We start from the raw sequence: 25,462 nt of genomic DNA, 5'->3' as shown, positions 1-25,462 counted from the left end.
TCACGTCTGGCACCCGCCGTGTGGATGTGGTCAGACCCGAACGCCGCCGCCGCGCTGTCCACCCGGGACCTGGCGTTGATCATGCGGGCCTACCGGCAGTCGAACCACCTGTCACAGGCCGCCGTCGCGCAGATCCTCGGGTACGACCCGTCGTACATCGCAATGATTGAGAAGCGGAAGCGCGAGCCGGGTGACGTCGCCGGCCGGCGGCACATCGCCCGCCGGCTCGGCCTGCCGTACCACCTGCTCGGCGTCACCGACCCGGACGACGGGGACTTCGCCGCGATGGTGCAGTTCGGTGACAGCGTCATTCGCCTCGCCGAGATCGCCCGCCAGTCAGGCAAGGCTGTCGAGGCGGTCAACGAGCTGTGGCCGCTCGCCGCTCGCCTGGAGGCCCGCGCCGCCGAGGGACGGTTGGAGCCGGACACAGTGCTGTTGCTCGCCTCTGCCCGCCTGGCGCTCGGGGTGTCGCTTGGCACCGTGCTGCCGGAGGAGCGGCTCAACGGCGCGGCCGTGTGGACCGGGAAGGCACTCATGGTCGCCCAGCACGTCGAGGAAACCAGCTTCCTGGCGCACACGCTGCGGATGCACGGCAACGAGCTGCGCAAGGCGAACAGGTCGCGGGCGGCGGTTGCTCGGCTTGAACAGGCTGTTGCCGTGTCGGCCGACCCGACCGGGCGCGGCTCGGCGCTGACATTGCTGGCCCGCGCCGCTGGAGAAGCTGGCCGCGGTGACGAGTTCGCCGCCGCCATCGACGGGTGTCGGAGGCTGCTGGACACTGGCACCGAGCACGGCATCCTGTTGAACCCGTTCACCGTGCGCGAGGTGCACGCCCGTGGACTGCTTGCGCTTGGTCGGCAACGTGAGGCGCTGCGTGTGCTCGACGGGGATCGTGTTGGTGAGCCGGCTGCGCCGCAGTGGCAGGTGATCGAGCGGGTGACGGCGGGCGAGGTTCTGGCCGCTAGCGGCGACCGCGACGGTGCAAGCGAGGCGCTGCTGAACGCGGTTGCCACGGCTGAGTACCGGCGGCTGCCGCACCAGCTTCAACGGGCAATCCGAGCGGCGGAACGCGGCGGTTTGGCCGCAGCCGTGGATGCTGGCAGAGCGGCCCTCCGGCGGCTACGTGGGCTCCTGGCGCCGGCTGCCTGAGGATTGGCCGCACCATCGACGCCTCGCACTCCTAGCCGGACGACGTCGCGCTGTACGTGAAGATGGCGAACGCCATGCGGTCGGTCGCGGTCACCGGCGCCGCCGCACCTGCGGTCCTACTGCGGCACGATGGAGCATCGCCCACCTGCACTGATACTCGAAGGGATTTCATACTTGCTCCTCTGGAGTATCGGTTCTATAGTCCTCCTAAGTTTCAGGCACCGGCGATCATGTCCGACCGACCGGGCAAGACTCGGAGAGGGCGGCCATGGTGACCGAGGAGACCCGCACAACCACCGACACGTGCATGTCCAACGTGATCGAGCTCCTCAACCTCGCCATGAAAAAGGGGCAGCCGGAGAAGCGCGCCGAAATCATCACCGAGGCCCAGCACTTCCTCGCCTGGGCGCTGCGCAGCGCGATGACCGAGTGTCAAGAAATCGGGCAGTCCTGGCGCGCACTCGGCCCCAAGATCGGGATGCCGCACAACGTGCTGTACCGCCAGTACTCGGCCGGAGCTCCGGTCATCGCGACGGAGCCGAGCTACACGCCCATCAACGTGGCGGTCGGCTTCCGCACGGTCGGCGACGTGGACGACTCGTGGCAGTTGATCAGCGTCGAGGACGCCGCCGACCCCGGGTTGAAGTCAGTGAGGATCTTCTTCGACCCGGCAGTCACGCCGGGCGGCACGCCGAGTCCTTACGCACAACAGGATGTCGAGTTCCTCTACGCGCCCGCCGTGCCCGATGATCTACTCCGCCTCGGCCGGGCCAAGCCGTACCCGATCTGGCACCCCGACCTGGGCCGCCGTCCGCTCCACCTCGCTGAAGCAGTATTCGACGAGCTGTTCGGGCCGCCGGACATGACCAGCTCTGAGCGGAACCGGTGGGAGGCCGAAGGGCAACGGCGTCAGCAGCTCAGGGCCACCGCTGCTCACCGCCACGTGGACAACCGCTGAACATCGGTCTCGACCACACAAGAGCCGACATCCAGGCTGTGGCTAACCATGGAGTTATCCACAGCGAATTGATTGCCGAGCCCAGCTGTCAGGACCGTGACTTACCCCCTTGCTGCGGGTTTACATCGACGGGACCGGCGACCGCGGCTTCAAGCCGACGTCCTCCCCGCTCTTCGGGTTCTGCGCCGTCCTCGTCCCCGACGAGCAGGACGCCGACCTTCGCGCCGCGGCGCTGGAGAGCAGGCGGCCCTGTTCGAGCCACTGGGGAACGCCGTAGAAGATCGTGTAGAAGACGACGTAGGTGACGGCGACGCGGGCGTAGGTGTGGCTCAACGGGCGGTTGGACCGGAGCATGCGGACGTCGATGAAGGGCCGAGAGACGCGAAGTTCCCACCACAGCAGGACAAACGCCAACACGACGGCGGCGGCCAGGAAAAGCCAGCGGAACTCCAAGAGGAACACCAACAGGCCGACCATGGCGGCGGCGAACAGGAGTATTCCCAACGGGTCCAGACCGACCGAAGTGGACTGACGGGCACGGTCGCGGGGCACCCACAGCAGGACCAGGAGCAGGGACAGGGCGGCGATGGGCAGGTTGACCCAGAAGATCGACCGCCAGCCGGCCACCAGCACGAGCACGCCGCCCAGCGGCGGACCGAGGGCGACGGCGACCTGGCCGGCGGCGGAGATGGCGCCGAGGGCGCCGGTGGCCTCGCCGCCGATTCCCTGACGTATCAAGGAGATCCCGGACGGGTACGCGGCCGAGGTGCCGATGCCCAGCAGCACCCGGGCGGCGACGAGCCAGCCGAGATCGTGCGCGAACGGGGCGCCGGTCGCGGCGGCCATGACGATCACCAGGCCCCAGCAGAAGACGCGCCGCGCGCCGAAACGGTCGGCGAGACGGCCCATGGTCGGCTGGGCGACGGCGGTGGCCAGGTACAGCCCGGACACCAGCCACACGACTTCGGCGCCGGCGTGGAACTCGTGCTGGATGTCGACCAGCGCCACGGCGATCATGGACGAGTTGACGGCGTTGAGCAGGGTCCCGAGCACCACGGGCAGCACCAACCGCAGCCCGACGGAGCGCGAGAGCATGGTCATCGCGCGAGCGCCTCAAGGAGCTTGGCGGCCGCCCCGAGAAACTCCCGCTCCACGGGCGTGAGCCGCTCGGCGATCACCCCGGCCAGCCATGCGTCCCGCCGCGAACGGTCCTCCTCCAGGACGACGCGTCCGGCGTCGGTGATGCTGACGACGGTCTGCCGCCCGTCGGTCGGATGGGGCTCACGCGCGACGAGGCCCCGTTCGACGAGCGTGGCCAGCGCGCGGGTCATCGTCTGGGGCTGGACGTTCTCGGCGGCGGCCAATGCCGACGGGCCGGTCGGACCGAGCCGGTAGAGCCGCGAAAGCACCGACAGCGAGGTCAGCCCGAGCTCATGCGGAGGCCGCTCCTGGCGCAGCCGACGGGCCAGCCGGGACACAGCCTCCCGGACCTCCACCGCCAGCTGGTCGTCACTCACGAATACTAAGCCTAGCTGATGACTTTCACGGCACAAAGCACCCCGACGCGGTGAAAGTCATCAGCTAGGGGAAGGAAGTTACCGCGGCACCGGCCACGGCTTGGGAGCCGGGTTCGAAGGTTCGCTCACGCGTTCGATTCTACCACTCGGACCTCGAAAACAGGGGCCTTCACCAGCACGAAGTCGAGCACAGCGAAGAGGCCTCCCCCGGCTGGGAGAGGCCTCTTTTTTCACTTGTCACTGAAGCGACAGTGGTTACATACCCACGGCCGAGTAGAGCGTGCCGACCTCGGCCCGCGTGAGCCGCCGCAGCGAGCCGGGACGCTGGTTGCCCAGCTGGACGCCGGCGATGTCGGTGCGCACCAGGCGGTTGACGGGGTAGCCGACCTCGTCGAGCAGGCGGCGCACGATGTGCTTGCGGCCCTCGTGCAGCACGACCTCGACCATGGCCTTGCCGGGCATGGAGTCGACCAGACGGAAGGCGTCCACCTTGATCGGCCCGTCATCCAGCACGATGCCGGCCTTGAGGCGCTTGCCGACGTCCTTGGCCACCGGCCCGGGCACCTCGGCCAGGTAGGTCTTCAGCACCTCGTACGAGGGGTGCATGAGCCGGTGCGCCAGCTCGCCGTCGTTGGTGAGCAGCAGCAGGCCCTCGGTGTCCACGTCGAGCCGCCCGACGTGGAACAGCCGGGCGCCGCCAGACTCGGCCCGCTCGCGCACGTAGTCGCCGACGCAGGGCCGCCCCATCTCGTCGGACATCGTCGAGTGCACGCCCTTGGGCTTGTTCAGAGCGAAGTGCAGGACGTCCTCGCGCACGATGACCCGGCTGCCGTCGACGTGGATGACGGCCGTGTCCGGGTCGACGCGGCGCCCCATCTCGCGCACGACCTTGCCGTCGACGCTGACGCGGCCCTCGGCGATCAGCTCCTCGGCCGCGCGCCGTGAGGCCACGCCCGCCTGGGAGAGCACCTTCTGCAGGCGCACACCGTCATCAGAGTTGTTAGCCGACATCGTCGATCGCATCCACTTCGGGCAGCAGCGGAGCGATCGGCGGCAGATCCTGCAATGAGGACAGCCCCAACCGCTCCAGGAAAAGTTCGGTGGTCCGGTACAGGATGCCACCCGTGTCCGGGTCGTTGCCCGTCTCCTCGATCAGACCCCGTGTCACCAGGGTCCTGATCACGCCGTCGACGTTCACGCCGCGCACCGCGGCGACCCTCGATCGGGTGACCGGCTGACGGTAGGCGATGACCGCCAGCGTCTCCAACGCGGCCCGGGTGAGCTTGGCCCGCTGGCCGTCGAGCAGCAGTTTCTCCACGTACGGCGCGTAGGTGTCGCGGGTGTGCATGCGCCAGCCGTCCCCGACCCGACGCAGGTCGATGCCGCTGCCCGACTCGGTGTACCGGGCCGACAGCGCCTGCATCGCCTCCCGGATCCGCTTCACCGGCTGTTCGAGCGTGCCCGCCAGCAGCTCGTCCTCGGCCGGCGAGTCCACGACCAGCAGCAGCGACTCCAGGGCGGCGTGCAGCACGGCATCGTCGGTGAGGTCGGGACGGTCGGAGGGCAGCGCCTCGTCCTCGTCGCCGGCCTCGGCCTGCTGCGCGGCGGCCGCCTCATCCAGCACGGCCCCCATCACGGCGGCGACGTCCACGGAGCCTGCTTCGGGCTCCTCAGCCTCAGGCTCAGGGTCGGAACGCGGCGGCTCAGGCTCGGCGGGCACCTCGGCCTCGGGCACCGCCTCCGGCTCGGTCTGCGCGTCCTGCGGCTCGCCTGCTTCGGGCTCCTCGGTCTCAGGCTCGGCGTCCTCGGGCTGCTCGACCTCCGCCGGCGCGGGCTTGGCCGCACCACCGCCGGCCGCTCCCTCGAACTGCTCCTCGCCACTCTGCTCCGGGCCGCTCTGTTCGTCCTCGGGTTCGGTCACCCGTACTCCTCCTCGTCGGCGAACGCCCGATCCACCTCGGCCGCCGCCCGTGCCTCTTCGAGGCTGCCGCCGGCCCACCGCAGCGTCAGCTCCCCCAGCGCGTCATCCTGCTCGAACAGGATGACGGTCTCGCGGTACAGCTCCAGCAGCGCGAGGAACCGCGCCACCACCTCGATCGTGCTCTCGCAGTCGGCCACCAGCTCGCCGAACGTGGCCACGCCCGCCTCGGCCAGCCGCACCCGCAGCACGGCGGCGTGCGCACGAACCGAGACCGCCCCCATGTGCAGGTGGCTCAACGACACCGTGGGCGGCGGCTTGGGCCGGAACACCGCGGCGGCCAGCTCGGCGAACCGCATGGGGCTCATGCCGATCATGACCTCGGGCAGCAGCGCCGTGTAGCGGTCCTCCAGCGACACCGACCGCGGGTATCGCCGCAGCGCCCCCGCCTCCAGCTCGCCGAACAGCGCCGCGACCTGCTTGTACGCCCGGTACTGCAGCAACCGCGCGAACAGCAGGTCCCGCGCCTCCAGCAACGCCAGGTCGTCCTCGTCCTCGACGTCCCCGGCCGGCAGCAGGCGCGCCGCCTTCAGGTCGAGCAGGGTCGCGGCGATCACCAGGAACTCGGTGGTCTCGTCCAGGTCCCACTGCTCGCCCATGGTCTTGAGGTGGGCGATGAAGTCGTCGGTGACGCGGCTCAGCGCCACCTCGGTGACGTCCATCTGGTGCTGCGAGATCAGTTGCAGCAGCAGGTCGAACGGGCCCTCGAAGTTGGTGAGCTTGACGGTGAACTTGCCGCCCACGGGAGTTTCGGCAGGGGTCCCGGGGTCCACATCAGTCATCCCTGGTGATGCCCTTGACCAGCTGTGAGTCGGCGCCGTGGCGGGTGAAGTCGGCTAGCACCGCGGCGATCGCCGCGCGCACCACCCGGCCGCGGTCCACGGCGATGCCGTGCGCGGCGCGCAGCGCCAGCCGAGCGTGTTCCAACGCCAGGAGCTCCTCGTCGGTCAGGTAGACGGTGATCTTCGCCTCGTGCTTGCGGCGACCGGTTCCCGCCGAGGATACGGGTTCGTCACTGACGACTGTTTCCCTGGGCGCGCTGGTGGACCGGAACAACTCGGCCGCACCCGGGAGCTGGACGCGGCGAGTCACCTGGCGATCACCTCGCGGGCCAGCGCGCGGTAGGCCTTGGCGCCGGACGAGCGGGGCGCCCACGTGGTGATCGGCTCGCCGGCGACCGTGGTCTCGGGGAAGCGCACCGTCCTGTTGATCACGGTGTCGAACACGGTCTCGCCGAACGCCTCGACGACGCGCGCCATCACTTCCCGCGAGTGCAGTGTGCGCGGGTCGTACATGGTGGCGAGGATGCCCGTGATGGAGAGCTTGGGGTTCAACCGTTCCTTGACCTTCTCGATGGTGTCGATCAGCAGCGCGACGCCGCGCAGGCTGAAGAACTCGCACTCCAGTGGGATTAAGACGCCGTCGGCCGCGGCTAGGGCGTTGACGGTGAGCAGCCCCAGCGAGGGCTGGCAGTCCACGAGCACGTAGTCGTAGTGGTCCATCACGGGTCGCAGCGTGCGCACCAGGGTGTGCTCGCGGCCGACCTCCGACACCAGCTGCACCTCGGCAGCGGACAGGTCGATGTTGCTGGGGAGCAGGTCCATGTCCGGGACGCACGTGCGCATGACGACGTCCTCGATGCCGACCGCGCGCTCCATCAGCACGTTGTAGATGGTGCGGTCCAGCTGGTGCGGCTGGATGCCCAGCCCCACCGACAGGGCGCCCTGCGGGTCGAAGTCCACCAGCAGCACGCGGCGGCCGTACTCGGTCAGCGCCGCGCCCAGGTTGATGGTGGAGGTGGTCTTGCCGACGCCGCCCTTCTGGTTGCACACGGCCAGGATCGTGGCCGGGCCGTGGGTGGCGATCAGCGTGGGCTCGGGGACGTGGCGCACCGGGCGTCCGGTGGGGCCGATCTGGCCGTCCCGGGCGACGTCGGGCTCGTCGTTCTCGGGGCGGGCGTGCGGCGCCAGGCTGAGTTCGACGGAGGGTCCACGAACGAGCCGCTCCCCGGAGTTCCCGGAAGGCTGCGGTGTCGACATGGCTCCAGTCTCCTCGTGGCCTGACTCTCCCTGAGCCGCAGCGTAAGGCGCTGCGGGGAGTGCGGCAACGCGCCTCGCCGTAGCGTGTCGCACGCGGTTGAGCTGCGCCGATTGCTACGAACGGCCTAAATCAGAACACAGCCCGCGGGTGCGCGGTGGCATAGACCTCACGCAGGGTGGTCACCGTGACCAGCGTGTACACCTGGGTCGTGGTCACCGAGGCGTGGCCCAGCAGCTCCTGCACCACCCGCACATCGGCGCCGCCTTCCAGCAGGTGGGTGGCGAACGAGTGGCGCAGCGTGTGCGGCGAAACCTCGACGTCGATGCTTGCCCGATCGGCCGCGTTCTTCAGCGCCTGCCACGCGCTCTGCCGCGACAGGCGGCCACCGCGCGAGTTCAGGAACACCGCCGGGGTCCCTCGACCGTGTCGGGCCAGATCCGGCCGCGCGCGGATGAGATAGGCGTCCACGGCGGCCAGCGCCGGCCGCCCGATCGGCACCAGCCGTTGCTTGCCGCCCTTGCCGTCCAGCAGCGCCGTGCGCTCGCCGCGGTCGACGTCGTCCAGATCCAGGCCCACTGCCTCGGAGATGCGCGCCCCCGTGGAGTACAGCAGCTCCAGCAACGCGCGATCCCGTAGCGAGCGCGGATCGTCCCCCGTGGCCGTGTCCAGCAGTCGCAGCACCTCGTGCACCGGCAGCGCCTTCGGCAACCGCCTCGGCGGCACCGGCGGGTGCACCTCCCGGGCCGGATCCTGCGGCGCGATGCCCTCGCGGAACGCGAACTTGTGCAGGCCACGCACCGCCACCACCGCCCTCGCCGCCGACGACGCCGCCAGCGGCGGATGGTCCGCGTCGCCCTCCCGCAGCGCCGCGAGGAACTCCGTCACGTGCGGCTCCGTCACCTCGGCCAGCGACGCCACACCCTTCGTCGCCAGGTGTTCGCCGTACCGGCGCAGGTCGCGGGCGTAGGAGTCCAGCGTGTTGCGGGCCGTCCCCCGCTCCACCGCCAGGTGGTCCAGATAGCCCGCGGTCGCTTCTCGGAGGGCCACGGGCAGGTCGGTGACATGCGGCGCGCTCAGCGGGAGTTCACCTCATTCCGGGCCGGCTCACGCCGTAGCCTAGCCCCGCGATCAAGACCCGGCCCGGCTAACGAACCGCAGGTGGCCGCCGACAGGGCAAGACCTTCCTGCTCGACGCGGTGTGCAGGGCCACCGGCGGCTTCTTCTTCGCCGCCGGCGAGGCAACCGAGGCGGAGTCGCTGCGGCAGTTCGGCCCGGCGTTGGCGCGCTTTCGCGGCGAACCCGCGCCACACCACTTCCAGACCTGGGACGAAGCCGTCGACGTCCTGATGACGGTGGCGGTGGGTGGACCGCTGCCCGTTGTCATCGACGAGTTCCCGTTCCTCGTGCGTGCGTCTCCGGAGCTGCCGTCGCTTTGGTCGTGCCGACGCTGGACTACCGACTGGCCGCGGAATTCTGGGGTCTCGCCGAGGACCCGAGACTGGCCCTACTGGTCAACTCGGTGGTCGGGGGCATACCTGCGTACCACCGTGAATTCACGCTGGGTGACGTACCGAACGGTGCGGCCGACTTCGACGACTGGGTCGTCCGCAATGTCCTCAATCCGTCCCGGCCGCTGTTCGGCGAAGCGCGATTCCTGCTCGCGGAGGAACCAGACCTCCGGGACATCGCCCTTTACCACGGCGTTCTCTCCGCGATCGCCACCGGCAACCACACCCGCAGCGGCATCGCCGGCTATCTCGCCCGGAAGTCGACGGACCTGGGGCACGCACTCACTGTGCTCGAAGACACCGGCATGATCCATCGCTCCCCGGACGCATTTCACGGCAAGCGGTCCGCATACCGGATCGCCGAGCCGATCATGGCCTTCTATCACGCGATCATGCGTCCCGAGTGGACAGACCTCGAGCGGCCCGGCAACGCCGCGCGGGTCTGGCAGCGGTCCGAACAGACGTTCCGCAGCAAGATCGTCGGACCACATTTCGAGAGTGTCTGCCGGGACTGGATGCGCTGGTACGCCGATCCGGACTCGGTTGGCGGGCACCGCACCTCGGTCGCCTCGGGATCTGTGGCCGATCCGACGCTGAAGCGCAGCCACGAGTTGGATGTCGTCGTCTTCGGACGGGACGACGCCGACCGGCAGACGGTGCTCGCGATCGGCGAGGCCAAGTGGGGCGCGACCATGACGTCCGGCCATGTGGAGCGGCTTCGGCACATTCGCCGGCTGCTCGCGGACCGAGGTGTTTCCGGTGCGGCGAACTGCCGGCTGCTGTGTTTCAGTGGCGCCGGCTTCGCTAACGAACTGCTGGTGGCCGCCGACAACACGGATGAGATCGAACTGGTCGACGGCCACCGTCTCTACCACGGCGCTTGACGCGCGCCTGCGAGGTTCAGCTGTCGCGGTTGCTCATGGCGGCCGCACCTCCCCTCGCTGATCCATCCAGGTCACGGTGGCTGACCTGGCTCGGTCGGTGTGATTGGCTGACCGGGTCAGGGTCAGTCACCGCAGGGAGTGCCGGAGCACGATTATGGACGACACGGGGCCGGTAGCTGGTGCCTCGGTGCACGTCCGTGACCTCCTGGTCACTCCCCGTCGCTGGACCCTGTGGCGACAGCGGCCACGGCTGATCCTGTTCTGCCTGGTGACCGAGGCCGTCGCGGTCGGGAGTACGGCGCTGGCCGCCGGGTGGGTTCATCCGAGCGGGAAAGACGTGCTGGTAATGCTGGCGCTGGCGGTGCTGGGCATCGCGCAGGCGGAGCTGGGCCGGCAGGTGGAGCGGGTCCGTCGACGGGTGAACGGCACCCCGCACATCAACATGACCTCGGTGTGGACGTTCGCCGGCGTGCTCCTGCTGCCGCCGGTGCTGGTGGCGGCGCTGGTCGCCCTGCTGTACGCCCACCTCGCGCTGCGCAGCTGGTACCGGCTGCAGCGGGTGCCGGCCTTCCGCAGCGTGATCAACGGCTCCGTGGTGGTGCTTACCTGCTACGCGGCACGGCTGGTGCTGGAGCTGTTCGGCATGCACGGCATCGAGGGCGCTCTGGTCGACGGCTGGCTGGGCGTGGGGGCGATCGCCGGCACCGTGGCGGCGTACTTCGTGGCCAACGCTCTGCTGATCCTCGGCGCGCTGAACATGACCCACCACTCCGTCCGGGAGTTGTTCGGCGGCTGGGCCGACAACCTGGTCGAGCTGGCCACCCTCTGCCTGGGCACCCTGACCGCCCTGGCCATGGCCACGCAGCCGTTGCTGGTGGTCATGGTCGTGCCGCCGCTGCTCGTGCTGCATCGCGGCGTGCTGGTCAAGCAGCTGGAGGTCGCGGCCACCAAGGACGAGAAGACCGGCCTGTTCAACACCCTGGGCTGGCACAACCTGGCCACCAGCGAGCTGGCCCGGGCCGGCCGGACGAACGAGACCACCGGCGTGCTGATGGTCGACCTGGACCACTTCAAGCAGGTCAACGACACCTACGGGCACCTGGCCGGCGACCTGGCCCTGAAGGCCGTCGCCGACACCATCACCGCCCAGGTCCGCTCGTACGACTCCGTCGGCCGCTTCGGCGGCGAGGAGTTCGTGGTCCTGCTGCCCGGCGTCGGCGAGGAGCACGTCGTCGCCGTGGCCGAGCGCATCCGCCACGCCGTCAGCCAGCTCGCCGTCCCCGTCGACTTCGCCGACGACGGCCGCACCATCGCGGACCTCTCCGTCTCCATCGGCGTCGCCATGTACCCCACCGCCGGCACCGTCGTCGACCGCCTCCTCCACGCCGCCGACACGGCCCTCTACAGCGCCAAGAACACCGGCCGCAACAAGGTCGTCAGCTTCTGACCCCCGCGAGTCCCGCCTAGCGTCACACCGAAACACGATTTCGGGCAGAACTGCGCCTCGGGTCTCAGATGTGCGCGAAACCGGATTTCGGTGTGCTCCTGAGCGGGACTCGCGGGGGTGGTCAGGCCGTGCGCTCGCGGGGGGTGGCGGCGATGACGCGGCTGGCCATGACGGTGCGGTTGCGGCCCTGGCGCTTGGCCTGGAACAGGGCCCCGTCGACGGCCAGGAGGAGGTCGCTGAGCTCGGCGCCGGCGGCTGGGTAGAGGCCGGCGCCGATGGAGACGGTGAGGGCGGTGACGGTGGCGTCCCGGCCCTCGAGGTCGTGGATGTCGACCGAGAGGGCCTGCACGGCGGCCCGCACGCGCTCGGCGGCGGCCTGGAGCTCGTCGACGCCGACGGCGGGCACGAGGACGGCGAACTCCTCGCCGCCCCAGCGGCCGACGAGGTCGAGGGACCGGACGGAGTGGCGCACGGCCTCGGCGACGGCGGTCAGGACCTGGTCGCCGGCGAGGTGGCCGTAGCAGTCGTTGACCTCCTTGAAGTGGTCGAGGTCGATCATCAGCACGCCGACGGTCCGGGCCAGCCGGCGCGCCCGGTCGAGCTGGTCGGCGGCGCGGTCGGACCACCAGGCGGCGTCGACGAGCCCGGTCTTGGAGTCGGTGTGCGCGGCGATCCGGAACTGCGGCAGCAGCAGGCCCATGTGCAGCGCGAGCACGGTGACCAGCAGGATCGGCATGGACCACGGCCGGTCGACGGTGAACACGCCGACCGCGTAGCCGAGGCCGACGCTGGCGGCGATGATCAGCTGGTCGGAGGCGTGCCCAAGGGCTTTGCGGGCGGGCTGCTCGGGGTTGGAGGCGACGATGGCGCCGACCACGAGCGCGTAGTTGACCATCCGGTACGCCAGGCCGGCGACGATGACGGCGACCGCGCCGAGCGGCCCGTCGAGCTGGGCGGCGTACGGCGCTCCGCCGCCGGGGAAGAAGGCGGCGAAGGCCAGCTGCCCGGCGCCGACCGCGAGCACGACGGTGGCGGCGGAGAAGACCTTCCGGTACGCGATCGCCTGGCCGCGGAACACCCGGAACCACTCGTGGGTGAACGACAACACGATCAACAACGCCAGCAGCGGCAGCGGCAACAACAGGACGCCGGCGAAATACCAGACGCTCTGCATATGCGTGTACGGGCTGCCCTCGGCAGAGACTTCGCGAATACGTTCGATTCCCTGGGCGGCTTCGAGGTGAATCACCGACGCGCCCAGCAGCAGGCCGAACCAAAGCCAGGACGAGGACGTAATCGGGGTCAGTGCGCCCGTCGTGACCAGCATGAGTACGGTCGCCAGCTCCACCATGAGGACGTACGCGAGTAGTCCACGTGGGAGGGACCATAGACGCCAGCGGCGTGGGTCGACCCGATTCACGACGCGGCACCCCCCGTCCCGGAAAACAGTCACTGTAATCAGGGATCGACACAGTGTCGTGCTCCGCTCGGGGGAAACGAAAATCACGTTCCACCCCCACACGGAGGCAGATCATGATCAAGCGCAGCGAATCCCCCCGCACCGGCCGCCCCTCCGAGTGGCGCGGCGTCGGCCGTCCCAGCGAATGGCGCTGACGGCTTAACCGGGGGCGGGTGTCGGCCGTGTCGACGGCACGGCCGACGCGCCCCCAGCCGCACGCCACAGCAGGCCGACGCCGACGGCCGCCACCACCCCGACCACGCCGGCCAGCGCGACCGTGCCGTGCGGGGTGAGAGCCTCGGCGATGACGCCGGCCAGCCCGACACCGACTCCCTGGGACACCTTCAACGCCGTCACTGCCAGCCCGAACGCCTGTCCACGCCGGTCGTCCGGCACGCTGCGCATGAAGGTCGTGCTCGCGGTGACCTGGTAGCCGCTGGCGAAGCCGCTGAGCACGAACATCAGCACCACGATCGGCGCCGACGGATCGAACACGCACACCACCAGCGGCACGCACGAACCCGCCGTGAGCAGCGGCAACAGCCGCAGCTGAGTCGGCACGGCCAGTCGCGTCAACACGAGCATGCCGGCGACCGCGCCCGCGGCGAAGCCGGCGAACAGCAGGCCGACCAGCGTCGGGCCGCCGCCCAGCTCCGTCGCGTACGGGGCGGCGAGCGCCTCCCCCGCGATGTAGATGCCGGAGATGCAGGCGAACGCGATCAGCGCGCGCAGCCGGGGCGTCGTCGCCACCAGCCGGGCGCCCTCGACCAGGTCGCTTCCCCAGCCTCGCTTCACGAGCTCACCGGTTTTGGCCGACGCCTCGCGGCGCCGAATCCCCAGCAGCACCAGCACCGCGGAGGCGGCAAAGGTGGCGGCATCCGCGACCAAGACGCCACTCGTACCGATGGCGACGATCAGCGCCCCGCCGCCGGCGAAGCCCGCGACCTGCGCGGCCTGGCCGGCCGAGGACAGACCGGCCTGACCGGCCGGGTACTCGTCGTCGCCCAGGATCTGCGGCAGCAGCGCGCCCCGGGCCGCGTTCGCCGGAGCCCCGGCCAGCTGCACCACGACCAGCAGCACCGCGATCACGGCGAACGACGTGCCCGGCAACGCCATCACGGCCACCAGCACCGCCCGCAGCACGTCGGCGGTGATCATCACGGTTCGCCGGGGATGCCGGTCGGCGATGCCCGCCAGCAGCGGCCCGCCGACCAGGTCGGGCAGGAACGTCAGCGCGTAGGTCAACGCCGTCAGCGCCGGCGACCGCGTGCGCTCGAAGATCAGCACCGACAGCGCCACCCGCGCGAACTGGTCGCCGGCCGTGGAGACCGTGTACGCGGACAGCAGCGCGCGGTACTCGCGGCTCGCGAACACGCCCATGCGCCCACCCCCAGTGACCCACCGCATCAGGAACGTGACGCAAGGTACACCGCCATGCCCTGGCGACGCCCCCGCCGATCGGAGCAGATCCCGATCGCATGAATTCCGCCCGGCCGGGGATGGATCCGCCGACCCCGGTGGTTGCCGTGAGCATGACTGACTTCAACACCCAGGTGATCACGGAGTTCCGGGCCAACTCCGGCAAGGTCGGCGGGCCGTTCGAGGGCGCGAACGTCGTCCTGATGACCGTCGTCGGCGCCAAGAGCGGCGCGGAGCGCACGACGCCGGTGGTGTACTTCCAGGACGGCGAGCGGATCTACGTGATCGCGTCGGCCGGCGGCTCGACCAAGCACCCGGCCTGGTACCACAACCTGGTCGCCCACCCCGAGCTGACCGTGGAGGTCGGCACCGACAAGTACCAGGCCCGCGCGGTGCCCGTCACCGACGACGGCGAGCGGGACCGGCTCTACGCCAACGCCGTCGCCCAGATGCCGGGCTTCGGCGAGTACGAGAAGACGGCCAACCGCCGCATCCCCGTCCTGCACCTGGACCGCGTCTGAGGATCTAGGCGTCGTCCCGGTCGAAGCGCAGCCGCCCTTCGATCACGTCCTCGGCCACGTCGGCGAGGCCGCGCCCGGTGAGAAAGGCGTGGCCTCGCAAGCGAAGGAACGCCTCGCTCAGCCCGCTGCGCAGCTGCACGGAGATGACGCCGGTGGCTTGGTGCACCACGTCCCAGCGATTGCCGAAGCCGCCGGCGAACAGGTCCACCTCCCGCGCGCTCGGCTCGTCGTCGATGTGCTCCAGCAGCAAGGCCATGGCGGCGTCCGAGTACAGCAGCGCGTCCCGGTACTCGACGGTGGTCAGATCCCCCGACATGGCGCGGTAGACCTCCAGCACGCCCACGGCGATCGAGCCCATCTGCAGCGGAAAAGCGAACACCGCTCGCACACCGGCCTCCACGGCCGCCTGCGCGAAGGTCGGCCAGCGCGACGGTTCGGTCAGGTCGACGGCGAACATCGGACGTTCCTCGGCCAGGGCGTCCACCGCGGGCCCTTCGCCCAGCGTCACCTGGAGTTCCGCGATCTGCTCGGCGGCGAGATCGGTGGCGTACACGGGTTCGCCCTGCCCCAGGTCCGACACCACGTACTGCACGACGCCGACCGCGCGCATCCGCTCGGCGCAGGCAATGCACACGTGCCGAACGGCGACGGGAACCCCCTCGTCCTGCGCCGCCTTGTTGATGGACGCGGTGACCTCTCGCGCCCGGCCGTCCTCCACACGCCACCGTCCCCGGCCTTCGGGCCCCCTGTGCAGCCGTACCACGTGGTGTACCAGGCCGGGAGGGCATTTCGACCTCGGTCGATGCCACGGTAACAGCGGCCACTACGAAGTCCGTGTGAGCGTGGGTATCGTCGAAACGCGTCGAGTCCCCGCGCGCTGGGTAACCCCTGTTCGGCGGAAGGGGACACGATGTTCACCGGCGACCACACCACCATCAGAGCGGTGCTGGCTCGCGCCTGCGCCACGGTCGGTCTCGACGACACCGGGGCGCGAGTGGTGCGGTGCGTCAACAATGCCGTGTACCGCCTGGAACGCCATCCCATCATCGTGCGGATCACGCTCACGCCCGGCCTGCGCCGCCGTGCCCTGGCCGCCGTCGAGGCCGCGCGGTTGCTGGACCGACATCGGGTGCCGGCCGTGCAGCCGGCCCGGGGCGTGACCCAGGTTGTGCACATCGAGGAGCACGTGGTGACTTTTTGGCTGCGGGCCGCCGATACCGGTCGCACGCCAACCGTTTCCGACCTGGCGCGGTTGTTGCGCCGGCTGCACCGCGTGCCGGCCGCCGGGGCCGGGCTGCCGCACTGGGATCCCGTCACCGATCTGCGGACCCGCATCCACGACGCCCGCATGCGCGGCTGGCCCGTCGCCGACCTGGATCTGTTGGCCCGCCGGTGCGACGCCGTCGAGAAGGCGCTGTCGACCGTGCGCTACCAGCTGCCCGAGAGCGTCATCCATGGCGACGCCCAAGTCGGCAACCTCATCGCCACGCCCGGCGGCGCCATCTGGTGCGACCTCGACACCACCTGCGTCGGCCCCCGCGAGTGGGATCTGGTGCCCGTGGCCGTGCGGCACCTCCGCTTCCGCCCCGGGGTCAATCAGCGCAGCACCGACCATCAGCGGCAACTGGCCGACGCCTACGGCTTCGACGTCACCCGCTGGCCGGGATTCCCGGTGCTGCGCGAACTCCGTGAGCTGAAGCTGGCCGCCGTCGGCATGCCCATCGCCCGCGACATCCAGACCCGCAGGGAACTCCGCCGCCGCCTGCACTCCATCCGCACCGGCGACACAACAACGCAGTGGACCCCGTACCGGTGAACCCCAATGCAGGGAAGGACGCCTTACCCGCGGTCAACGAGGGTAAGGCGTCCTTCCCTGCATAAGCCGGGGGGATTTAGCGGGCTGCGAACCTTGTGGGGCGGTCGATCCACGGGGTTTCGGCGGGGCGGGGCTCGGCGGCGCCGGACAGGACGGCGTGGGCGGCCAGGACGCCGGAGACCGAGGCGCCGTTGACGATCTCGCCGGCCAGGGCCATGCGGACGGCCTCGGACAGCGGGAACTTCTTCGACACCAGGTCGGTTTCCTCGTCGCCGTCGGGAACTTCGCGCCCCACCGAGGAAAGGTCCCGCGCCAGGAACACCCGCACGACCTCGTCGGTGAAGCCCGGCGAAGCGGCGACGTCCACCAGCGTCACCCAGGAACCGGCGGCCAAGCCGGTCTCCTCGGCCAGTTCACGCTGAGCGGCGATGACCGGCTCCTCGCCGACGACGTCCAGCAGACCGGCCGGCAGCTCCCAGATCCGACGCCCCAACGGGTGCCGGTACTGGTGGATCAACGTCACCTGGCCGTCGTCGTCCAACGCCAGCACGGCCACCGCGCCGAGGTGCTCGACGACCTCACGCGTCGCGACACCCCCGCCGGGCATCACGACGGAGTCGGCCCGCAGCGCGATGACCCGACCCTGGTAGATGTCCTTACTAGCAGCGACTTCGAAGACGTGGGTCTGCTCAGAGCTCACGCGTTCACCTCGGCCAGCTCGACGGGGAGCCGCTCGGCGGCGACGTAGTCCAGCGCCGCGCGGATGAACGCGGCGAACAGCGGATGCGGGCGGGTGGGCCGGGACTTCAGCTCGGGGTGGGCCTGGGTGCCGACGAAGAACGGGTGCGCCTTGGCCGGCAGCTCCACGAACTCCACCAGCCGCCCGTCCGGCGAGGTGCCGGAGAACACCAGGCCGGCCTTGCTCAACCGGTCCCGGTAGGCGTTGTTCACCTCGTAACGGTGCCGGTGCCGCTCGGACACCTCGGTCGCCCCGTACGCCTTGGCCGCCTGCGAACCGGCCAGCAGCTTGGCCGGGTACGCGCCCAGCCGCATGGTGCCGCCCATGTCCCGCTCGCCGGCGACGACGTCGGTCTGGTCGGCCATGGTGGAGATCACCGGGTTCTTGGTGGGCTCGCCGAACTCGTCGGAGTTGGCGTCGGCGATGCCGGCCAGACCCCGCGCGGCGTCGATCACCATGCACTGCAACCCGAGGCACAGGCCCAGGGTCGGGATGCCGCGGGTGCGGGCGTAGCGGATGGCGCCGATCTTGCCCTCGATGCCCCGCACGCCGAAGCCGCCCGGCACCAGCACACCGTCCACACCGGACAGCGCGTGGGCCGCGCCGGCCTCGGTCTCGCACTCGTCGGACGGGACCCAGCGGATCTCGACCTTGGCCCGGTGCGCGAAGCCGCCGGCCCGCAGCGCCTCGGTCACCGACAGGTACGCGTCGGGCAGGTCGACGTACTTGCCCACCAACGCGATCCGGGCAGTCTCGCTCGGGTTGTGCACCCGCTCCAGCAGGTCGCCCCACACCGTCCACGACACGTCGCGGAACGGCAGGTCCAGCCGCCGCACCACGTAGGCGTCGAGGCCCTCGGCGTGCAGCACCTTGGGGATGTCGTAGATCGACGGCGCGTCCGGCGCGGCCACCACGGCGTCCACGTCGACGTCGCACATGAGCGCGATCTTGCGCTTGAGGCCGTCGGGGATCTCGCGGTCGGCCCGGCACACGATGGCGTCGGGCTGGATGCCGATGTTGCGCAGCGCGGCCACCGAGTGCTGGGTGGGCTTGGTCTTCAGCTCGCCGGACGGCGCCAGGTAGGGCACCAGCGACACGTGCAGGAAGAAGCAGTTGTCCCGGCCGACGTCGTGCCGGACCTGCCGGGCCGCCTCCAGGAAGGGCAGCGACTCGATGTCGCCGACGGTGCCGCCGACCTCGGTGATCACCACGTCCGGCGCGCTGCCGGACTCGTCGGGCTCGGCCATGGCCCGGATCCGCGACTTGATCTCGTCGGTGATGTGCGGGATGACCTGCACGGTGTCGCCGAGGTACTCGCCGCGGCGCTCCTTGGCGATGACCGCCGAGTACACCTGGCCGGTGGTGACGTTGGCCGACCCGGACAGGTCACGGTCCAGGAAGCGCTCGTAGTGGCCGATGTCCAGGTCGGTCTCGGCGCCGTCCTCGGTGACGAACACCTCGCCGTGCTGGAACGGGTTCATCGTGCCGGGGTCGACGTTGAGATAGGGGTCCAGCTTCTGCATGGTGACCCGCAGGCCACGCGCGGTGAGCAGCTGGCCGAGGCTGGAGGCGGTGAGCCCCTTGCCCAGCGAGGAGGCCACGCCTCCCGTCACGAAGACGTGCTTGGTCATGCGTGCCTGTGACAAGAGGGCTCCCGTGGTGACTGGTCCTTATGTAGGCGATCGGCTGGGCCGACCGGCCTGTCCACGGGATTTCACAGTAGCAGCTCACCCGGTCCGTGACTCATCCAGTCTGCGCTGTCGGCGCCGGGGCCTGTGCGTTGCCGGCCGTCCCGTAGCTGCCGGCCTTGCCGGCGGCGGCGTCACGCAGCGCGAGCACCGCCACCACCTGTCCCGCCGCGTTGTCGACGTCATCCACGGTGGACAGCACCGAGGTCGTGGCCCCGTCGGCCCGCACGACGGCCAGCGGCCCGAAGTTGTCGGCCGACCCGGTGCGCCCGGCCAGCACGGCGCCGGCGCCGGACCGCTGCACCTGTATGGCGAAGCGGGCGATGACGGCCGCCCGGTCCGCGGCGGCGTTGCCCGACACGGCCCCGCCGGTCAGCACCAGCGCCAGCTGCGCCGCGTGCAGGCCTTGCCCCTGCCGCACGTAGCCGCCGCTGGCCAGGCCGGTCAGGGCCGCCGCAGTCTCGTCGGGGGACGCCTGCGGCTTGCCGCTCTTGTCGAGCAGCAGCAGCGGCCCGATCAGGCCGCCGGCCAGCGTGCCCGGGTCGGCCGCCGTCGGCAGCTGCACGCCGGCCGGCAGCAGCCGGGTCACGAGCGAGCGCAGCTGGTCGGACTTGGTCGGGTCGGTGAACGCGTCGGTGAGCTGGAGCTCGCCCGTGACGGTCGCGCCGGCCGCCCGCAGCAGGGCGGCGACGCCGTCGCGGTCGGTGGTCTTGGCGTCCGCGGTCGTGACCAGCACGACCGACTTGCCGTCCAACGCGCCCCGCACGGCCAGCGGGCCGGTGGCCAGCGCGTACCGGTCGGCGTCGGTGAGCCGGCCGCTCAGGTCGGTCTGCGTGGCCTGGAGGTCGGTCACCTGCTTGCTGAGATTGGCCCGGTCGCCGGCGAGGCCGCCGAGCACCCGGTTGCTCAGCGACGTGGAGCCGAGCACGACGCCGACGGCGAGCGCGAGGAACACCGCGGCGATGGAGATGACGTGATTGCGCAACGAGATCACTGGAAGAGGCCCCCAAGCCAGCTGACGAAGTTCTGCCACGCGCCGGCCAGCAGCGCCGGATAGACGCTGCCGACGTCGGACACGAGCAGCGCGACCGCGACCACCGCGGCCACGGCGAGCACCAGCAGCAGCACGGTGCCCGCGGACACCCGGGAGCGGTGCAGCTCGGCGACCGCGTGCGAGTCGACCAGTTTGCTGCCCAGCTTCAGCCGGGTGAGGAAGGTGGACGGGATGGAGCCGCCGGTGCCGCGGTCCAGGAACTCCCGCAGGGTCGCCTGGAAGCCGACGGTGACCACCAGGCTGGCGCCGTGCGCCTCGGCCAGCAGCAGCGCCAGGTCCTCGGCGTTGCAGGACGCGGGGAAGGTCACCGCGCCGATGCCCAGGTCCTGGATCCGCTCCAGGCCCTGCGCGTGCCCGTCGGGCTGCGCCGGCAGCACCACCTCGGTGGCCACGCGCAGCGCCTCGGTGCTGATGCCGTCCGGGTCGCCGACGATCACGTCCGGCGTGAGATGGGCGTCCAGCAGGGTGTCCGCCCCGGCGTCGACGCCGATCAGCACCGGCCGGAACTCCTTGATGTAGCGGCGCAACCGCCGCAGGTCCTCGACGTGGCCGAAACCGGGGGCGACCACCAGCACCTGCTTGGCGCGCATCGGCACGTACAGCTCGGGCACGCCGTGGCCGTCCAGCACCAGGCCGCGTTCCCGGCGCAGGAACTCGATCGTGTTGGCGGAGAACGCCTCCAGCTGCGCCGACATGCCGGCCTTGGCCTCGATCAGCTGGTCGGCAACCGATTCCGGGGTCTGCTCGACGCCGCGGGCCAGCTCGCGCTCGTTGTGGAAGACGACGCCCTCGTGCAGGCGCAGCTTGGTGCCGTCCTTGATCGAGCTCAGCACGCCGGAGCCGACGTCGTCGACGAGCGGGATGCCGGCGTGCAGCAGCGCTTCGGGGCCGAGGTTGGGGAACCGCCCGGAGATCGAGGGCGAGGTGTTGACCACGCCGACCACCTCGGCGGCGATGAGCGCCTCCGCGGTGCGGCGGTCGAGGTCGAGCGCGTCGAGCACGGCGATGTCGCCGGGCCCGATCCTGCGCAGCAGGTCGTCGGTGCGTCGGTCCACCCTGGCGACACCGGTGACGCCTGGCAGCACTTCCTGTGTCCGCGACAGCAGTCCGGTGAGCTTCATGTCCTCGATGGTCACTCAGCCCAACGGGTTGGCCCGTTCGCCACGCCGCACTGGTGCCGGCAGGTCAACCGGTACGGGTGAGTTTTCACCGGGACCGCACGCGAGTTGCACGCACAGCAACGGACACCGCCTGACGCCGACCGGCACCGGGAGAACACTCACATTCGGCCACGGCGCGGCCAGCCACATTGGACTTTATGGCCGTTTCATGATCACTCTTTCCAGCGGTACCAGAGTGGACGGTCGGCGATAGCGTCTGCGGTGTGGTCATCGGGACGCCGTTCGTGGGTCGTCGGCACGAACTGGATCTGTTGCGGGGCAAGCTGTTCACCCCCGGCCTCGGTGTCGCACGCTTCGTCGGGCTCACCGGCGAGCCCGGCATGGGCAAGACCCGGCTGCTGGCGGAGTTCGCCGCCGCGGCCCGTGACGCCGGCGTCACGGTCGTGTCCGGACGGGCCGGCGAGTTCGAGCGCCACGTCCCTTTCGGCGTACTTTCGGGCGACACTTTGTCCACCGTGGACATCCACGGGGCGATCGATGTCGAGCGCTACCAACTGCACCGTGCAATTCGCACTCGACTGGTCGAACTGGCCGCCCCGGCCGGCCTGGTGCTGCTGCTCGACGACGTGCACTGGGCCGACGACGCCTCCCTGGAGCTGCTCGACCACCTGGTCCGACATCCGCCGCGGGCCCGCGTGGTGATCGTCGCGGCGTACCGCCCGCGACAGGCGCCGCCGCGGCTGTCGGCCGCCCTTTCCGACGGTGTCGAGGAGATCGAGCTGGGTGCGCTCACCTTCGACGAGGCGCGGCAGCTCGTCGGCGACGATCTCGACCGCACACGCTACGACGCCGCGGCCGGCAACCCGCTGTATCTGGAAGCGCTGGCCCGTCACCCGGACGCGGAAGGTCCGGCCGCCCTGGCCGCGGAACTGGCCACGCTCAGCCACATCGACCTTCAGGTGGCGCGGGCCGTGGCGGTCGTGGCCGACGTCGCCGAGCCCGTCCTCGTCGCCGCGGCCGCCGATCTTCCCTTGACGGAAACGCTTGCGGCACTGGATCGACTGACCGAGCGCGACCTTCTTCGTCCACTGGGGACCTCGGTCGGCGTGCGCTACCGGCACCCCCTCCTGCGAAGCGTGGTATACCAAGGAATCGGCAGCGGTTGGCGGTTCGCCGCCCACGCCCGGACGGCCGCCGCGCTGGCCGCGAGCAAGGCCCCGGCCACCGTGCAGGCCCACCACGTGGAGCAGTCCGCCGTCCACGGCGACAAAGCCGCCATCGACGTGCTTGTAGATGCTGCCGTCGCATATATGAACACTGCTCCGACTACGGCGGCGCACTGGCTGCGCGCGGCGCTGCGGCTCCTGCCGGCCGATCCGTCCGAGGAGCAGATGCGGCTGGCGCTGCTGGGAATGCTGGCCAAGGCCCTCGGCGTCACCGGCGAGTTCAAGCGCAGCCGCGAGGTGCTGCACGAGGTGTTGGCGCTCATGCCGACCGAGCCGGCCGTGCCGCGGGCCCAGGTCGTCGGCTTCTGCGCGCAGATCGAGCGGCTGCTCGGCCGACACGCGGAGGCGCAAGCGTTGGTACTCGGTGAGCTGAATGGACTGTCCGATCCGGACAGCGCGGCCGCCGCGGCGCTGAAGCTGGAGTTGGCGTCCGGCGGCCTGGTCGCCGGCAACTTCACCGACGTCCGGGACTGGGCGCGGGAGGCGCTGGCCACCGCGCGCCGGGTCGGCGACGCCCCGCTGCTGGCCGCGACCATCGGCGGCTGCGTGCAGCACGCGTACATCAAGGGCCTCGTGGACGACGAGGTGCTCGCCCTGCTGGACGAGTCGACCTCGATGGTGGACTCGTTGCTGGACAACGATCTCGCCCGGCACCTGGAGGCCGTGGTCTTCCTCGGCTGGAACGAGCTCGTCTACGAGCGGCTCGACGGCGCCCTGCGGCACCTGGCCCGCGGCCTGGACCTCGCTCGGACCACCGGCCAGAACCACCTCGTGACGTATCTGCGCATCGGCCAGGGCACCACGTACGGTCTGCTCGGCCGGCTGCACGAGGCCGCCGCGTGCTTCGAGGACGCCGCCGAGGCCGCGGTGCTCACCCGCAGCGACGAGCTCCGCACCATGGCCTTGGCCCAGCAGTCCTGGATTGTCACCTGGTTGGGTGACACCGACGAGGGCGTGCGGCTCGGCGAGGAGGCCGTGCGGGTGGCCGGGCCGGTGCGCGACTGGTTCTCCGGGGTGGCGCACGGGATGCTGGCCCAGGCCCGCATGTACGCCGGCGACGCGGCCGGGGCCGTCGAGCTGCTCCGGCGGGCCGGCGGCGACGACGAGCTGTCCGGCTTCGAACCTGTCACCCGTGTGAGTTACCTGGAGCTGTTGGCCGCCGCCGAGGCCGAGTGCCGACGTCCCGAGGACGCCCTGGCCTGCGCCGACCGTGCGCAGGCGGTGGCCGACTCCGTCGGCCGGCAGCTCCCGCTGGCTTTCGCCCAGTTGGCCCGGGCCCACGCGCTGCGTTCCGCGTCGCCGGCCGAAGCCGCCGAGCACGCCATCGCCGCGGCCGAGAGATTCGCTCGCATGGGTGACCGTGTCGACTCCGGCCGCGCCCGGCTCGTCGCGGCCGGCGCCCTGGCCGCCGCCGGCCGGGCCAAGGCCGCCCAGGCCGAGGGCGAGCTGGCCGATTCCCTGTTCCGCGCCTGCGGCGCCGCACTGTTCTCACGCATGGCCGGCCGACTGGAGCCCGCCGTGCAGGTCCTGCTGACGCCTCGCGAGCTCACCGTGCTCGCGTTGGCCGCCGAGTCGCTCACCGCCGAGGCCATCGCCCGGCGGCTGGGCATCGCGACCGGGACCGTCCAGAAACACCTGGAGAACGCCTACCGGAAGCTCGGCACCGGCGACCGGCTCACCAGCGTTCTCCGCGCACAGGCTTTGGGGCTGCTACCGCGTGCTTGGACCCAGAACGGTTGACATTGCCGTTACGTCAACTTCTACCGTGGTTATCACACCGAACGAGATCAGGAGGGCAGCGGTGGAGTGGTCGATCCAGGACATCGCCCGCTCGGCCGGCACCACCAGCCGGACCCTGCGCCACTACGGCGAGATCGGGTTGCTACAGCCCAGTCGCGTCGGCAGCAACGGCTACCGCTACTACGACCAGGACGCCCTGGTCCGGTTGCAGCGGATCCTGCTCCTGCGGGAGCTGGGGTTGGGGCTGCCCGCCATCAGCGAGGTGCTGGCCGGCCAGCGGGACACCGCCGCCGCGCTGCGCACCCATCTCGACCTGCTGGAGCAGGAGCGGCAGCGGATCACCCGCCAGATCGCTTCGGTGCGGACCACGTTGGAGAAGACGGAAGGGGGCCAGCAGCTGATGGCCGAAGAGGTGTTCGACGGGTTCGACCACACCCAGTACAAGGAGGAGGTGATCGAGCGCTGGGGCAAGGAGGCCTACGACAAGGGGGACCAGTGGTGGACCTCCCTGTCCGAGGAGGAGAAGGCGGCCCACCAGCAGCGCCAGCTCGACATCGCCGCCGACTTCGGCCGCGCCCACCAGGCCGGCCTGGCCGCCGACAGCGACGTCGTGCAGGCCGTCACCCGGCGCCTGCACGAGTGGATCGCCACCGCCGCCACCGTCACCAAGCCGTACTTCATCGGCCTGGGTGAGATGTACGTGGCCGACCCCCGCTTCACCCAGAACTACGACCGCCACGCCCCCGGCACCGCCGAACTGGTCCGCGACGCCATGAAGATCTACGCGGAGCGGAACCTGTAGCCGGCCGGCCCGGGTCGACAAGCCCGGCGGCCGGGGCTGGGCAAGTCCGCCGCGCAAGCCCGCCGGTTTCGACCATGGTCAAGACCGTCTACTCCGGCCGGCGGCTTCGGCCCGCCCGTTGCCGAGTGTGGGGTTGGAGGCGCTTGCCCCTTTCCTCAGTCGGCCCGCTCATCGCCGGCGGCGTACCCGATGAGCTTCATTTGTTACGGAGTGGGGGAAGTCGCCGGCCAATGGGGACAAGCCTGGGTTGCCGGGACCGCTCACAGCACTTCGGGCGGCAGGATCGACCGGCGATGTGCTTGAAACCGTATTTCGGTGTGCCGGAGAGCGGGACAGTGAGGATGTAGATGGTGGTCCTCCCGACCCGGTCTGACCCCGAGCGGGACCGGCGTGATG

General features: G+C 70.6%; 23 protein-coding genes. 8 read left to right on the top strand and 15 right to left on the bottom strand.

The annotated features are described in order from the left end of the window. The first annotated feature begins 81 nt into the window (after nt 1–81). Nucleotides 82–1,149, top strand: coding sequence for a helix-turn-helix transcriptional regulator (locus AB0M73_RS44685; RefSeq protein WP_363905413.1), 1,068 nt, complete (start codon nt 82–84; stop codon nt 1,147–1,149). Between the two features lie 268 nt (nt 1,150–1,417). Further along, nucleotides 1,418–2,107: a hypothetical protein gene (locus AB0M73_RS44680; protein WP_363905380.1), complete on the top strand. Its 690-nt coding sequence runs from the start codon at nt 1,418–1,420 to the stop codon at nt 2,105–2,107. A 120-nt stretch (nt 2,108–2,227) separates the two neighbouring features. Here AB0M73_RS44680 and AB0M73_RS44675 read toward each other — a convergent pair whose 3' ends face one another. From AB0M73_RS44675 to xerD, 8 genes are all read right to left on the bottom strand, one after another. Then, on the bottom strand, nt 2,228–3,208 hold the full coding sequence (locus AB0M73_RS44675) for an MFS transporter (protein ID WP_363905377.1): 981 nt from the start codon (nt 3,206–3,208) through the stop codon (nt 2,228–2,230). Beyond that, nucleotides 3,205–3,624 (bottom strand): MarR family transcriptional regulator, encoded by a 420-nt coding sequence (locus AB0M73_RS44670; RefSeq protein WP_363905374.1) that lies wholly within the window; start codon nt 3,622–3,624, stop codon nt 3,205–3,207. The genes AB0M73_RS44675 and AB0M73_RS44670 overlap by 4 nt, the downstream gene beginning before the upstream one ends. Before the next feature lie 255 nt (nt 3,625–3,879). After that, on the bottom strand, nt 3,880–4,635 hold the full coding sequence (locus tag AB0M73_RS44665; protein ID WP_084580302.1) for a pseudouridine synthase: 756 nt from the start codon (nt 4,633–4,635) through the stop codon (nt 3,880–3,882). Continuing rightward, complete coding sequence (gene scpB / locus AB0M73_RS44660) at nt 4,625–5,545, bottom strand: SMC-Scp complex subunit ScpB (RefSeq protein ID WP_363905371.1); 921 nt, start codon at nt 5,543–5,545, stop codon at nt 4,625–4,627. Before scpB ends, AB0M73_RS44665 begins: the two co-directional genes overlap by 11 nt. Continuing rightward, nucleotides 5,542–6,384, bottom strand: a complete 843-nt coding sequence (locus AB0M73_RS44655; protein ID WP_052395906.1) for a segregation/condensation protein A — start codon at nt 6,382–6,384, stop codon at nt 5,542–5,544. The genes scpB and AB0M73_RS44655 overlap by 4 nt, the downstream gene beginning before the upstream one ends. Continuing rightward, on the bottom strand, nt 6,377–6,694 hold the full coding sequence (locus AB0M73_RS44650; RefSeq protein ID WP_363905367.1) for a hypothetical protein: 318 nt from the start codon (nt 6,692–6,694) through the stop codon (nt 6,377–6,379). The genes AB0M73_RS44655 and AB0M73_RS44650 overlap by 8 nt, the downstream gene beginning before the upstream one ends. Then, complete coding sequence (locus tag AB0M73_RS44645; RefSeq protein WP_043724152.1) at nt 6,691–7,641, bottom strand: ParA family protein; 951 nt, start codon at nt 7,639–7,641, stop codon at nt 6,691–6,693. Before AB0M73_RS44645 ends, AB0M73_RS44650 begins: the two co-directional genes overlap by 4 nt. Nucleotides 7,642–7,771: 130 nt before the next feature. Then, complete coding sequence (gene xerD, locus AB0M73_RS44640; protein ID WP_232241199.1) at nt 7,772–8,689, bottom strand: site-specific tyrosine recombinase XerD; 918 nt, start codon at nt 8,687–8,689, stop codon at nt 7,772–7,774. A 391-nt stretch (nt 8,690–9,080) separates the two neighbouring features. Here xerD and AB0M73_RS44635 point away from each other — a divergent pair, with 391 nt between their 5' ends. Together AB0M73_RS44635 and AB0M73_RS44630 are read left to right on the top strand one after the other, a co-directional pair. Continuing rightward, entirely contained in the window at nt 9,081–10,034 is a 954-nt protein-coding gene (locus AB0M73_RS44635) for a hypothetical protein (protein WP_363905362.1), read from the top strand. Between the two features lie 187 nt (nt 10,035–10,221). After that, complete coding sequence (locus tag AB0M73_RS44630; RefSeq protein WP_363905360.1) at nt 10,222–11,481, top strand: GGDEF domain-containing protein; 1,260 nt, start codon at nt 10,222–10,224, stop codon at nt 11,479–11,481. Nucleotides 11,482–11,602: 121 nt separating this feature from the next. Here AB0M73_RS44630 and AB0M73_RS44625 read toward each other — a convergent pair whose 3' ends face one another. After that, nucleotides 11,603–12,832: a GGDEF domain-containing protein gene (locus tag AB0M73_RS44625; protein WP_363905357.1), complete on the bottom strand. Its 1,230-nt coding sequence runs from the start codon at nt 12,830–12,832 to the stop codon at nt 11,603–11,605. 267 nt (nt 12,833–13,099) lie between these two features. Beyond that, nucleotides 13,100–14,320: an MFS transporter gene (locus AB0M73_RS44620; RefSeq protein ID WP_363905354.1), complete on the bottom strand. Its 1,221-nt coding sequence runs from the start codon at nt 14,318–14,320 to the stop codon at nt 13,100–13,102. Between the two features lie 152 nt (nt 14,321–14,472). Here AB0M73_RS44620 and AB0M73_RS44615 point away from each other — a divergent pair, with 152 nt between their 5' ends. Then, nucleotides 14,473–14,880 (top strand): nitroreductase family deazaflavin-dependent oxidoreductase, encoded by a 408-nt coding sequence (locus tag AB0M73_RS44615; RefSeq protein WP_363905410.1) that lies wholly within the window; start codon nt 14,473–14,475, stop codon nt 14,878–14,880. A gap of 4 nt (nt 14,881–14,884) precedes the next feature. On the opposite strand, the gene AB0M73_RS44610 is transcribed toward AB0M73_RS44615, so the two are convergent. Then, nucleotides 14,885–15,598 carry a GAF and ANTAR domain-containing protein gene (locus AB0M73_RS44610; protein WP_363905351.1) on the bottom strand — a complete coding sequence of 238 codons (714 nt, stop codon included), beginning with the start codon at nt 15,596–15,598 and terminating at the stop codon, nt 14,885–14,887. A 192-nt stretch (nt 15,599–15,790) separates the two neighbouring features. On the opposite strand from AB0M73_RS44610, the gene AB0M73_RS44605 reads away from it, so the two are divergent. Beyond that, nucleotides 15,791–16,696 carry a phosphotransferase gene (locus AB0M73_RS44605; protein ID WP_363905348.1) on the top strand — a complete coding sequence of 302 codons (906 nt, stop codon included), beginning with the start codon at nt 15,791–15,793 and terminating at the stop codon, nt 16,694–16,696. A 76-nt stretch (nt 16,697–16,772) separates the two neighbouring features. Here the strand turns inward: AB0M73_RS44605 and AB0M73_RS44600 are convergent, their stop codons facing one another. From AB0M73_RS44600 to steA, 4 genes are all read right to left on the bottom strand, one after another. After that, entirely contained in the window at nt 16,773–17,396 is a 624-nt protein-coding gene (locus AB0M73_RS44600) for an NUDIX hydrolase (RefSeq protein ID WP_363905345.1), read from the bottom strand. Continuing rightward, on the bottom strand, nt 17,393–19,066 hold the full coding sequence (locus AB0M73_RS44595; protein ID WP_043724137.1) for a CTP synthase: 1,674 nt from the start codon (nt 19,064–19,066) through the stop codon (nt 17,393–17,395). The genes AB0M73_RS44600 and AB0M73_RS44595 overlap by 4 nt, the downstream gene beginning before the upstream one ends. A 112-nt stretch (nt 19,067–19,178) precedes the next feature. Continuing rightward, on the bottom strand, nt 19,179–20,117 hold the full coding sequence (locus AB0M73_RS44590; RefSeq protein ID WP_363905343.1) for a copper transporter: 939 nt from the start codon (nt 20,115–20,117) through the stop codon (nt 19,179–19,181). Further along, a complete protein-coding gene (steA, locus tag AB0M73_RS44585; RefSeq protein WP_363905339.1) occupies nt 20,114–21,298 on the bottom strand; it encodes a putative cytokinetic ring protein SteA in 1,185 nt (394 codons plus the stop codon). The genes AB0M73_RS44590 and steA overlap by 4 nt, the downstream gene beginning before the upstream one ends. A gap of 263 nt (nt 21,299–21,561) precedes the next feature. Here steA and AB0M73_RS44580 point away from each other — a divergent pair, with 263 nt between their 5' ends. Next, on the top strand, nt 21,562–24,264 hold the full coding sequence (locus AB0M73_RS44580; RefSeq protein WP_363905336.1) for a LuxR family transcriptional regulator: 2,703 nt from the start codon (nt 21,562–21,564) through the stop codon (nt 24,262–24,264). Between the two features lie 61 nt (nt 24,265–24,325). After that, nucleotides 24,326–25,066 carry a MerR family transcriptional regulator gene (locus tag AB0M73_RS44575; protein WP_363905407.1) on the top strand — a complete coding sequence of 247 codons (741 nt, stop codon included), beginning with the start codon at nt 24,326–24,328 and terminating at the stop codon, nt 25,064–25,066. Nucleotides 25,067–25,462 lie beyond the last annotated feature (396 nt).

It is taken from the genome of Kutzneria sp. NPDC051319 (assembly GCF_040682195.1).
GTDB lineage: Bacteria > Actinomycetota > Actinomycetes > Mycobacteriales > Pseudonocardiaceae > Kutzneria.
This window is presented reverse-complemented; position numbering and strand designations above follow the sequence as displayed.

Coding starts and splice junctions, on each gene's coding strand:
- AB0M73_RS44685 (WP_363905413.1), top strand. CDS start 82: ATGCGGGCCTACCGGCAGTCGAACCACCTGTCACAGGCCGCCGTCGCG.
- AB0M73_RS44680 (WP_363905380.1), top strand. CDS start 1,418: ATGGTGACCGAGGAGACCCGCACAACCACCGACACGTGCATGTCCAAC.
- AB0M73_RS44675 (WP_363905377.1), bottom strand. CDS start 3,208: ATGACCATGCTCTCGCGCTCCGTCGGGCTGCGGTTGGTGCTGCCCGTG.
- AB0M73_RS44665 (WP_084580302.1), bottom strand. CDS start 4,635: ATGTCGGCTAACAACTCTGATGACGGTGTGCGCCTGCAGAAGGTGCTC.
- AB0M73_RS44655 (WP_052395906.1), bottom strand. CDS start 6,384: ATGACTGATGTGGACCCCGGGACCCCTGCCGAAACTCCCGTGGGCGGC.
- AB0M73_RS44645 (WP_043724152.1), bottom strand. CDS start 7,641: ATGTCGACACCGCAGCCTTCCGGGAACTCCGGGGAGCGGCTCGTTCGT.
- AB0M73_RS44625 (WP_363905357.1), bottom strand. CDS start 12,832: ATGGTGGAGCTGGCGACCGTACTCATGCTGGTCACGACGGGCGCACTG.
- AB0M73_RS44620 (WP_363905354.1), bottom strand. CDS start 14,320: ATGGGCGTGTTCGCGAGCCGCGAGTACCGCGCGCTGCTGTCCGCGTAC.
- AB0M73_RS44615 (WP_363905410.1), top strand. CDS start 14,473: ATGACTGACTTCAACACCCAGGTGATCACGGAGTTCCGGGCCAACTCC.
- AB0M73_RS44605 (WP_363905348.1), top strand. CDS start 15,791: ATGTTCACCGGCGACCACACCACCATCAGAGCGGTGCTGGCTCGCGCC.
- AB0M73_RS44595 (WP_043724137.1), bottom strand. CDS start 19,066: ATGACCAAGCACGTCTTCGTGACGGGAGGCGTGGCCTCCTCGCTGGGC.
- steA (WP_363905339.1), bottom strand. CDS start 21,298: ATGAAGCTCACCGGACTGCTGTCGCGGACACAGGAAGTGCTGCCAGGC.